Raw genomic sequence first — 12,543 nt, 5'->3', positions numbered from 1 at the left:
TATACGATTAACAAACCAAGCTGTGATCTTTAAACGTATGTTATCGATAATTTCAAACGATTAAATTTTAAACAATGTGATTTGTGCTGTGATAAAAACGTATCATAGAATTTATGAACTGTTATGAATGATAGCTGCTTTTCATTTCATTTGAATGACACATGCGTTATAACATTTGCATCATGATTGGCTTTTTATGGTCTACTCATACATGGCAATCTTATATAAAAAATGGTCAAATGAATCACGTATAAAAGTATGGATTCTCAAGTGGATTCATATAAAATAATTGCACATAACATATTGATTTATTTATATTTTTATGTAATATGTGGCGCCGGGCGCTCAAAACACGGCAGTTAGTCCGTTGCTATGCTTTTCCCATAAAGGGTATTGTATAGCATAGCTACACCCGACAAAATCATCATATATGCTAATCAAAGCATAAAAGATAGTCAGTTTTTATAATAGGATTAGGTTTATCGCAACCTCTTCGCTAACTGTAAGTGTTTTGATCACTTAATTATTTATATAACAAAATACGTATTTATTGTCAATTAATTTATGCACTTTTTTGATATTTTTTATGATTTTTTTAAATGCATTGTGTGTAAACATTTATCATATGATTATTAATTTCTTCTTTTGTATTATATGCTTTTAAAGCTATATTATTCGCTTTATAAAACGATTATGCTATTTTCTGAGTCTATACATTAATAATATTTAGAAACGCTCTCATTATGCGTATTTTTATCTTTATAACATATCTTGTTTTTTACTAAATGTTTTTTAAGATTTCTGTTAATTTCTTTTATAACACATTTGCGACTTAACAGCCTTTTATAGGGTTTATCTTTATAACCAATGCATTCATTTGCATTTTGATTATGAAAGCCTGCTTTTTCACGCATTCTCTATAGCTGTTATCTTCTTTATAGCCACCGCATCATTTTTCATTTTTATAAGAGAAAGGATAATTGTGATTTATAGCTTGTTATTAAAACCTCTAAAGAGAGATTGATAACTGTAGAGATTAGCAAAATCCCTTTTAATAGACTTTTGTCATTTTTGTCATTTTTGTCAGTTGTTTTTAGACCCTAGAGTATTTTTTTTAATGAGATAAAAAATTAAAACATTATTTTTCAATATGTTAGTATTTTAATGATACAGCCCTTATTAAGATGTAATCCATAAATTCAACTCATAGTATATTTTTGTCAGTTATCTGTCAGTAAATTTAACTGACAAAAGTGATCATTTTAGTGAGTGATTAAAATACGTCTTATGAAAAGCATATGAAATTAAAAACTGATTACGTTATCAAAATCCTTTTTATGAATTTTATCAGTTCTTTTGAATGATAACCTTATGATTTAGAGAATGATTACAACGTGCTTTATGAAAATCATGTGATCCTTTAAAGCCTTTCAAAAGATGGTTTGTAACTCATAAGAAATGCTATCAAGATCATTAGGTTATGAGTTTTGGGGGTGCTTTTTGTACGTATTATTTTATTTTTTAATCCAAAATAAAAGTTATTATATTTCAATAAGTTAATGTTTCAAATAAACAACCTATATTAAACACAACACATAAATACAATCTTTAATATATATTTAAGAGGGTTTTGTAGGTGTTTTGGGGGTTTTAAAAACAGACAAAACCTATAAGTAAAATGAAGATATAAAACTCTCTTTAAAGAGTTTTTTTGAAAGCTATAAAGCACTCATTTGAGATTACGGTATAATCTCTTAAAGGCAATCAAAAGAAGCATATTCACTTTAAGAGTGGATTTCTTATAAGTCTTAAAGAATCCAAAGTAGAGTGTTTAAAAGTGCAAATGATTTCTTTTTAGAATAACGCATAATAAATTATTCCTTTTAAGATTGTATGTAAGCAATTTATAAAAGGGGTATAAACCTATAGTTATAAGACCTTATACCCCTTGTGAATTTATCATACCCATCATGTAAGCATGGCAAGTCTATTCAGTTTCTCTCATTTCTAATTTTGGTAGGCTCTTAACAATTTTCATTGTCTCTAAACTTACGGTAATAACCCTTTGGAATAACTCCAATGGATAAGCAGGGTTTCCAACGGTTTCAACAGCATAGCGATTGGCATCATTAACAATGCCACTCTTTTTATCTGTTTTTACACATTGACGCCCCATAACCCATTCAAGAGCAGGCTTGCCATTGACGATATAGTCATAAGCCTCAAGAGGGATATCTGTTATTGTGATATTGCTATTATAAAAAACAGTCGATTTATCCTTTTCCTTACTATTTTTAATTTTTGCGAATTTCATTTCAGTCACATAATAAAACTTTTCTGGATTAGAAATATCAGTCTGTTTAGGATTGCCTTTTTTAAATGAGACTGGATAAGGTTCTACAGTTTCATAATTGACGTGCAAATGACCCAATTCACGTCCTGCTATAACAAATTTCCAAAAGTCTTCAGCACTCTTTACGCAAGGAATGCGAGGCAATTCTTTAGAGAGGTTATCAGCATAACGAGCGCGGTAATCTTCTGAGTGTAAAAGACCATAAACATAATAGAATAGATCATCTTTCGTGATAGTCTCATTAGGATAAGCCGCTTGGAAATGGGCTAAACCCTCATCCGTAATGGCATTACGCATTTTCTTTTTTGCTTTTGTAGTAAATGGACGATAGTTGTACTATTTTTCTTATCAAGCGATAAGAATGGAGTGTTTCTTGTTGTCTCTAATATGTAACAGTTCCGATAAATTAGATATATTTTGTGAATAAGGCCTTTACTTTCATCTCAAAATTATACTACATGCAGCACTTTAAAATTAATAAAGCATATAGAGTGTATGATTGTTATTTAACAATGTCATTATAAAATCTTCAAAAGCGGGGGAGATGATATGGTTTTCACGACCAATAAAGCAAATATATATGCTGCAGCTTATGCTTTTCTATTAGATTTTAAAAGAATTATTCTCATCAAAAAATTAAAAAATTGTTACACGGTTGGTGATTTTTTCTGTGATGCTGATGATGTGGTTCATTTTGTTTCTCATTTTGAGGGCACAATGAATGCGTAGTTTTGAATGCGTAGTTTTTTTTTCGCTTTTATTGTTGCAGCTATTTCGTGCCTTTTCTCGTTGCCGAGTTTTGCAGAAAGCATTCGTGATCAAGCGATTGATCAATCCGAAAGGATTCAACGTCAACAAACGCAAGACCAGCATTTTCAACAATTACATCGCAGGAACGAAACGCATGAGATTTCATTACAGGATGATGATGCCCCCCCATTATTTCCAAGTGATTCAACACAAAAAAACTGTTTGCTGATTAAAAACATTGAATTTGTTGGTGCTCAATTGATTTCTCGCGGCGACCTTCATAACACCATTTCCTCTTGGGAGGGCCGCTGTCTTGGTATTGGTGAGATCAACAAAGTGCTTAAAGCAGTAACCAAGCTTTATATGAAGCGCGGCTATATTGCGGTGCGGGCTTATTTGCCTGAGCAAGACTTAAGGGGTGGTCGTCTTAAAATTATTGTTGTTGAAGGACAAATAGAGGATATCACTCTAGAGGGTCATAAAGTTGCAAGGCAATATCAAGGGGAAATCATTACGGCTTTTCCAAATTTAGTTGGTCATCCAGCTCATCTTCGCTCGATAGAACAAGGACTTGATCAAATTAATCGGCTTTTTTCTCGTCATGCAACGATCAATCTTGGTGCCGGGGAGGCACCAGGTGGTTCTATTCTTGATATTCATATTGATAAGAAGAAGCCGTGGCTCCTTACAGTTTCCAGTGATAATCTTGGTGCTAAAGCAACAGGGCTTTACCAAACGCGTGTTAGCCTTTCTTTTGATGATTTATTAGGGATCAATGATCAATGGTCGTTTAGTTATTAGCGCTCCATGAATGGTGGCCCGTATCATTTTTCAGGCAAGCCTCCCAATAGTGATACGATAACGGGTTCCTTTTCCATTCCCTATGGTTATTGGACGGTAGGTCTTGATGGCAGTTGGAGTCAATATCATTCGAGTATTAAGGGAATATTTTCTGATATTAATACTGCCGGTAAATCTTTATCGTTTACGCCATGGATTTCACGGGTTATTGACCGTGATCAAGAGGGAAAGACATGGGTTACAGGACGATTGACATGGAAATATTCCGATAATTTTATTATGGGCAGCAAGGTTGATGTTTCCAGCCGTAAACTAGCTATTGCAATATTAGAGCTTGATCATTCACGCAAATGGATGGGGGGAGAATTAAGCGCTCATATAGGGTTTCATAAGGGTTTGGCGATTTTGGGCGCTTATGATGATAAAGAGCAAGAAACTTCGACAAGAAATGCTCCCAAAGGGCAATTTTCAAAGTTGTCTTTTTCTTTAAGCTATGGGCGTGCCTTTTCACTCAAACAGTATAATTTTCGTTATAACACGTTGCTTTCAGGTCAATTGTCCCCTGATACGTTGTTTAGTTCAGAACAACTATCACTTGGAGGGAATTCTTCTGTGCGCGGCGTGCGTGAGGCGGTTTATTACGGCAATAATGGGGTGTTTTGGCGTAATGAATTGTCGCTATTGTTGCCAGGTTTTTCCTCCGAGAGGGGGCGTAAATTTATAGGGCAATTTGCACCGTATATGGCGCTTGATTTAGGGATGGCAGCTCATGCTCCCCTTAGAAATAGTTTTGGCGGTAGCCTCGTTGGTGCAACTCTGGGTTTTCATGCAAGCGGAAAAATTTTGGATATGGATCTGTCGTATTCAAATATTTTGATCCAATCAACGCCCAGAGAGCAGGGGAATACGACAGGGTTGTTTCAAGTGCGAACATTATTGAGATTTTAGAGCAAAGGGGCGGTCGAAAAGATCGCCTAACTATTTATACCCATTGGGGTGTTTTTTACAAAGAGATAGAGGCTTTTTGAGGAGAGTAAGATGCGGGGATTTCAGAAACAAAAGCATAAATTAGGATATGGATGTGTGCTAGGGCAGCATGCTCTTGGTATTTTGCAGCGAGGGGCTCATAAAGGGATTTCTCTCATTTTAAGCTTTAGTTTAGCTTTTCAACCTTTGTTAGTACAAGCGCAAGCAATTGGTGCACAAAGATCACCAGTACAAGAGGCTCAAGGGATTAAAGCAGCAGATGGGGTTGGCTCACTTTTCCGCCCCACGATAGGAGAAGCCAGTAATGGCGTACCGCTTGTTGATATAGCGCGCCCCAATGGACAAGGTCTTTCTCACAATAAATATGACAGTTTTAATGTTGATACCCATGGCGTGATTTTAAACAATTCGACTGAGGAGGTTTCACGTTCACAGCTTGGTGGTTTAGTGCTTGGCAATAGCAATTTACGGGGCACTGGTGCTGCAAAGGTTATTCTCAATGAAGTGGTAAGTGCCAATCGTTCGCGTCTTGAAGGAATGAGCGAAGTTCATGGGGCCGCGGCGGATGTTATTATTGCTAATCCCAATGGCATTACCTGTCAGGGCTGTGGCTTTATCAATACACCGCGGGTGACTTTATCGACGGGGCAGCCGATTATTGGCGCCAATGGGGCTTTGAGTGGCTTACGTGTTGAGGGTGGGGATATCACCATTGGCGCTAAAGGCGCTGATGGACGCATGTTAGATATTTTTGATCTGGTTTCGCGCAAGATTAGCGTTGCAGGGCCCATACAAGTCAAAGGGGATTTAGCAGTTATCGCGGGGCGTAATCATTTTGATTATAGTAAACGGGAAGCAACGTCTCTTGGCTCAGATGGCAAAGAGCCGGAATTGGCAATAGATTCCAGCGAATTTGGTGGGATGTATGCGGGTCAGATCCGCGTGCTTGCCAATGATAAAGGGGCAGGCGTTAAAATGCGAGGGGACATGGTTGCCAATGCAGGCGCCATGAGATTGACGAGTGATGGCAAGCTGGTGCTTGCTAAAGCCCGTGCTAAAGGTGCGGTACATGCGCATTCTCATCACGAGAGCGTGCATGTAAAAGACTTATTGTTTTCAGAAGATTCTGTTAAACTGAAAGCGCGTCACACGGTTGAATTAGCAGAACATGCACGAGTTGCAGCGAGCGGCAATGTTGATGTGAACGCCGATACGATTAAGCTTGGCTCTGATGCTCTGTTGGCCAACGGCATTGGCAATGATGGCCAACAGTCAGCGACAGGTTCTTTGCACTTACAAGCAACAAAAGTTGAGGCAGGTAGTGGGCGAATTGCGGCTGGTGCGCTTTTACAGATCAATGCCGCGGCTATTGATCTGGATCGCTTGCAAGACAACAATCAGACGGGGGTGTCTTCCCTTGGTGATCTGACCATTAAAACCAATCAAATCACGGCTTTAAACAACCATATTGGTGCTGGGGGAAATGTTGTTCTGAAATCCGATGATGCTCTCAACATAGGAGCTGGTCATTATAGCGCTGGCGGTTTTCTTTTGGTGGAAGCCGCAGCGCTTACTTCACGGGCTCGTTTAGCAGCAGAGCAAAAAGTTGATCTTTCTACCCAGAGTGGTGATCTTATCCAAGAAGGCAGTGTCTCGTCCAATGGTGTGATCACACTTCAAGCGCATGGAGCACTTACCCACAAGGGTGATATTATTAGTTTGCAGCAGGTTGCATTGACAGCTGGGGGTATGCTTACAACGGGTGGAAAAAGCACAATGTTGGGGTATGATGTGCTCTTGAGCGCTGCTGCTTTGACACAAGCGGGAAGTATAGAAGCGCAAGGTGGGGAACTCGCTTTCCAAGTGCGTGATTATATCCTCAATCATGGCATGATGCGCGGTGACAGCGTTAGTGGATATGTAAGTGCATTCAACAATCAAGGGATGTTGATAGCCAGCAATGATTTACAGCTGACGATTAGCACACAAGAGGGAGCGGATAGTCAACAAGCTTCTCTTATGAATGCGTCTGGTGCACTTATCCAAAGTGGGGGCAGTTTTGTTTTGTTTGCAGGGCAATTGCCCAATGCTGGTGCGCTTGGCTCTAGTGATGAAAATCTTGCCCTCAATGTGAGCGGTGATCTGAGCAATAGTGGGCTGATTTACGCCAAAAAATCTATGGACGTATTCAGTGATGGTGATTTGACCAACACACAGGGCAGAATAATTGCTGAAGAGGCTCTCACCATTCATGGGCTGAAAGAGACACGGGCTGGTCATGTAAATAATGAGGCTGGTCTTCTCAGTGCTCTTGCCGGTGAGATGAAGATTGTTGCAACATCTTTTGTCAATAAAAGCGATGGAACAACAAATTCGAACCAGCAAAACGGCACACATGATGAGGGTGCACATGTTTTAGCGCGAGATGGTTTGCGCATTGATGTGGGTCGTTTTGAAAATGTTGATGGTCTCATCTCTACGCAAGGAGCAGTCAATGTTGTTGCTGATAGTGTGATCCAAGCAGGATACATAGAGATTGAGCGTGGTGATCTTCAGCTGATGAGCCGTGGTGATTTAAGCAATAGCGGCATGATAGAGAGCAATGATGAAATTGCTTTACATGCGCAAACAAATCTCAATCAAACAGGGCGCATTGTTTCTAAAAAGCGGATAGAGCTTTCCAGTGATGGCACCTTGACAATGGGTGAGACAAGTAAGATTGGCGCCTATGATGTAGCATTGAGTGCAGGCATGTTCACCCATGCAGGGCTTGTGGAAGCACAAGGTGGGATGCTTAGCTTAAACAGCTCTGGTCTTGTAAGCAATCAAGGCATCATGGTGGGTGGTGTTGTTGATGCAAAGCTTGGTTCATTAGTAAATTCAGGTCAATTTTTATCTCAAGGGGCTTTTACACTTGTCGCAGAAAATCATGATCCACTATTGGGGCAAACGGCTCTGGTTTTAAATGCTGAAGATGGGGTTCTCAAAAGTGGCGGCGCTTTTGTTTTGACGACAGATGCGTTGAACAATGCTGGCAGCCTTGGTTCTGGTGGTGATGCGGTTGCGCTCAATGTGAGCGGGGATATGAGCAATAGCGGGCTGATTTATGCCAAGAAATCTGCCATACTCTCCTTAGATGGGGATTTTATCAATCAGTTTGGCGATGTTATTGCCGAAGACAATCTCATCATCCGTGGCTTAAAGGGAGAGCGGGCTGGTCATGTGATCAACAGTTCGGGTCTTTTAGAAGCTGTCTCAGGCGATATGAGCTTCGATGTCTCATCTCTTACCAACATGCGTGAAGGCGGGGTTGAGGTAAGCGATAAAGTGGTTTCTCACTGGTTCGTTGCGGGAAGATGGGAAGGCACCAATGTTAAGTACCACCAGATAAAGGAAGATGTTGATACTACGATTATCCGTCAGCAAGCACATTTTAAGGGTAATGCGGCACAGATTTTAGTAGGACGTCACCTAACAGTGAATGCCGGGGATATTCGCAATAGCTATAGCTTGATTTCTGCCAATGGCAACATTGTAATGCGGGGCGATACGCTGCTCAATGAGGGGCGCGATTTAATCGAAACAACCAAGATTGTGACTGAAACACATCGCAGGAAGAAAAAATGTAGACCGTGGAATGGATTTTGTAAGCTTGGAGGCATAACATATTATGGCAGCACGACCAATACCAAAACGGCTACGCGCACTTATGATGCAGTTTATGGCACGATTGAAGCGGGGGGAACGCTTGATGCCAAGCTGACGGGCTATATTGATAATCATGCGGTGCGTGAGGGGGTGGAGCAAGTTGGCTTAAGCTCTGGTGATAAAGGCTTGGCTGGTGTTAAAAACACCGATTTTGACGGCTCTAAACCACTGATCAGTGATGATCGATTAGACGAGATTATCAATGGTTTGACGGGGCACAAAGCACTTTTTGCACCGAGTATCCAAACACCAGAACCAGAATCCATACAAGTACCAAAGCAAGATAGGCTTAGCTCTGTAAAGACAGAGCTGACACAGAGCCAATCACCTGATGTGCCGTTCTTAGTCGAAACGCGTCCAGATTTTATCAATCCCAGCAAATTTTTAGGCTCAGATTATTTCCTCAAAAGGGTTGGCAATTATAAGCCTGAGCAAGTGTTTAAAAGATTAGGGGATGCCTATTATGAATATCGTCTGATAAGTGAGCAAATTTTTGAACTCACAGGGGATCGCAGCCTCATAGACGTGGATGATCCCAACGCACAAATGCAAAGGCTTTATGACAATGCCATCGCACAGCAAGATTCATTAGGGTTAGAGCTAGGCAAACCATTAACACAAAAGCAAATTGCCGAGATCAAAAAAGATATGATCTGGCTTGAGACGCATGTTGTCAACGGGCAAGAAGTTTTGGTGCCCCATGTTTATTTGGCGCCAAACTCTTCACTTGTACAAGATGTTTATGGGGAAAAAACGCAGCAAGCAAATCTTGCTAGTGCACACTTAAAAGGCAATGGCGTCACTATAGAGGCGGACCGCTTTGCCAATAGCGGCTCCATCGTGAGTAATGGTTCACTTAATGTTTCGACCACGCAAACATTGTTTAATGATGGTGGATTTTTGCTTGGCAGCGGTACTGTTGATCTGAGCAGCCAAGGGCTTTTTGTCAATTCGTCAGGGGTTATTTTAGGGGATATGATCACCCTCACTGCTCAGACAATCGTTGATGGGACAGCCAAAATTCGTGACACGAATGAATTTGGTTTTGTTGATCGCGAGGGGCAGCAGTCTCAAATCATCTCTCTACAGGATTTGAATATTCACTCCCTTGGCGATTTAAGCATGAACGGTGGGCAATGGAACAGTGGCGGTTCGATGACGGTGACTGTCGGTGGTTCTGCGACCATTGGTTCATTGGTACTAGAGAGTGAGAATAAGCAAACCTTAGAAAAAGGGCATTATGACGCTCAAAGCTCTCATCACAAGTTGGCCGAAGTCAACAGTGGTGACAATCTAACCATTGTTACAGAGGGTGATCTTAACATTGGGGGTAAGTTTAAAGTCAAGGGCGATGCAGATTTCACCAGTGGTGGCGCTCTCAATGTGGTTTCAGAACAAGACTTTAGTAATTCTGATTTGGATCTTAGGGGGAAAGAAGGCGATGAATCAAAGCAAAAGAATAAGTTTCGTCAACAATCAACCGAAGTTATCACCAATAAAACCACGATAGAAACGGGTGGTAACCTCTCCATGCATGCGCAAAATGGGGATCTCACGCTTAAAGCCATAGGGGCAAAAAGTGGTGGCGAGATACATTTTGCGGCAGATAAGGGCAAGATTAAGTTTCTGACCAACAAGGATCAGGATTTTAAGGATGTTTATCAGCGCAATGAAAACCTTGTGTGGTGGAGTGAGAGCGACAAAGGTTATTTGCAGGAGACCATCAAGAATGTGACCATAGAAGCTGGTGGGGGCATGAAGCTTGATGCGGGCGATGGCTTTGTTGTTGAATATGAACAAACCGGTGATTTTGACCAATCCCTTGAGCAGTTAGCCCGTTCTCCAGAATTGTCATGGATCAAGCAATTGCGTGATGATCCAGAATTAGCCAAGCAAGTTGATTGGCAGTCAGTTAAGGCTGAATTTAAAGACTGGGATTATAAAAAGCAGGGTCTCACAGAAGTAGGAGCAGCTTTTGTCACCTTGATTGTAACAGCTGTTACTGCAGGGACAGCTTCCAGTGCCGCCGGTACCATTGCCAGTGCATTGGGTGTTGGTTCTAGCACAGCCATGAATGCAGCAATACAAGCAGGGGTACAGGCGCTGATCAACAAAAGTGCTGTGGCTCTTGTCAATAATCGCGGCAACATTGCCGAGGCACTCCATGAGCTAGGCTCATCGAAGAATGTTTTGGGCATTGTCTCCTCAATGTTGACAGCAGGCTTAACCAGCCAATTCACAGAGATGGCCGGTGTTGGACAATCCTTATCCAAAACAGCCCCTTTGGTTGATCGTATCACGCGTGAAGCAGAAAGGAACCTGATCAAAGCCGCCATTGGCACGGGCGTTCAAACGGCTCTTGAAGGCGGTTCACTTGACAAAAACTTTTTTAACAATCTACGCACCGCCCTTTCAGGAACCCTTGGCAAAACATTAGCGGAAGAAATTGGTACCGCTAAGGCAGAGGGTAAAATAGACACGGTCACGCAAATTGTAGCTCATGCCGGTCTTGGCTGTATTGTCGGCGCCACGGCGAGTGGTGATTGTACAGCTGGCGCCGTGGGAGGGGCTGTAGGTGAAGCTGCAGCCATGCTCCAGTTTAAACTGTGGATGCAAAACATTATCAAAGAGGAAATGGGGGCATTAGATGGTCGCACCCCAACGCCGGAAGAACAAGCCCGCATCACCGCCAAGATTGATGCACAGTTTGCAGACTTTAGAGAGCAGACCATTGATATTTCCCGCATTGCCGGGGGCTTTGCTGCTGCCCTTGCTGGTGGGGATGTCAATACCGGCGCTGATGCCGCAGGTAATGCCGCGGCTAATAACTACCTCAGCAGTGCGCAACAAGCCCAAATGAAGAAAGAATTAGAAGAGTGTTCTGACTATTTGTGTAAGGCAGCAGTTTTTATGAAATGGTCCGCGATTAGTGGTGGTCAAAATGTAAGCTTTGCGGCTGGTATGGTAGCTGGTGTACCGGCTGAATTATACGATACGGTTGATGGTTTTTGGCAAATAGCCAATCATCCCAAAGAGACTTTGAAAGCTCTTAAAGATTTGTTCACGAGTGGTGAGATTTTGGCGACACTCGGGCAGTCTTATGTAGATCGCATTAATAAAATGGCGGAGGAATATGAGCGAGCCGGTGCCGGTGGATCCTTTAAAGCGGGTGTTGAACTCGGAAAATTATTGACTGAAGTCGCATCCCTGTTTGCTGGAGGTGCTGGAATAGCCAAAGGAGGTGCAAAGCTTGTTACCAAGCTTAGCGAAAAAGCTTTGATCAAATTCATGGCGAGGAAAGATTTTGCCCAATTTGCTTCCAAGAAAAATCTTGCAGAACTTGCCGCTCAGGGAGATCTTGCCAAACTTGCTGCTAGGAAAGAACTGACCAAAGAAGCTGCTAAAGAAAAAAAGCTTTGGTTAAAAAAGAAACCCACTAAATTTACCGATAGCAAATTTGGTCAGACATACAAAATCTATTGGAGAGACGATTTGTTTGATCCTAACAGAATTTCTTACTGGATGGTACAAGGGGAAAAAGTGTGGGGCAATAATATTGAAAGAATGAAAGCAGAAAGAGCACCTATAGGGTTTGATGATAAGTCTGTTGAGTTGCATCACCTAAATCAAACCCCTGATGGCCCCTTAGCAGCAGTGAGCCATGAATTTCATAAAAAATATACTTCCGTGATTCATAATAATCCAAAAACACATCAATCGCTTATAGATAGAAAAAAGTTTGATAAGCAGAGAGAGGAATTTTGGTATAAATTTGGTAATGGGTATGGAGAACAAAAAAACAGTCATTTAGGAGGAATAATCGATATGAGATGGGGTATCATAGGTCTAGATTTTAACAGATGGGGACAGGAGCATCAGCAGTAATGCTCTACGGTTGATGAAAAGAGAAAAAACAGAGACTTATAAAATAATTGATGGAGAAT

General features: G+C 41.3%; 2 protein-coding genes and 2 pseudogenes. 3 read left to right on the top strand and 1 reads right to left on the bottom strand.

Annotation, left to right across the window (positions count from 1 at the left end; all coding sequences use genetic code 11):
• Positions 1–1,987 precede the first annotated feature (1,987 nt).
• A pseudogene (locus ABD915_RS06540) lies at positions 1,988–2,647 on the bottom strand (type ISP restriction/modification enzyme); the annotation flags it as partial.
• A 255-nt stretch (positions 2,648–2,902) separates the two neighbouring features.
• On the opposite strand from ABD915_RS06540, the gene ABD915_RS06535 reads away from it, so the two are divergent.
• The 3 genes and pseudogenes from ABD915_RS06535 to ABD915_RS06525 all read left to right on the top strand — a co-directional run bounded on the left by ABD915_RS06535 (position 2,903) and on the right by ABD915_RS06525 (position 12,484).
• A complete protein-coding gene (locus ABD915_RS06535) occupies positions 2,903–3,082 on the top strand; it encodes a hypothetical protein (RefSeq protein ID WP_345116734.1) in 180 nt (59 codons plus the stop codon).
• A 6-nt stretch (positions 3,083–3,088) separates the two neighbouring features.
• A pseudogene (locus tag ABD915_RS06530) lies at positions 3,089–4,852 on the top strand (ShlB/FhaC/HecB family hemolysin secretion/activation protein).
• Between the two features lie 90 nt (positions 4,853–4,942).
• Positions 4,943–12,484, top strand: a complete 7,542-nt coding sequence (locus ABD915_RS06525; RefSeq protein ID WP_345116732.1) for a two-partner secretion domain-containing protein — start codon at positions 4,943–4,945, stop codon at positions 12,482–12,484.
• The last annotated feature ends 59 nt before the right edge of the window (positions 12,485–12,543 follow it).

This window comes from Bartonella jaculi, from assembly GCF_039543045.1.
GTDB lineage: Bacteria > Pseudomonadota > Alphaproteobacteria > Rhizobiales > Rhizobiaceae > Bartonella > Bartonella jaculi.
This window is presented reverse-complemented; position numbering and strand designations above follow the sequence as displayed.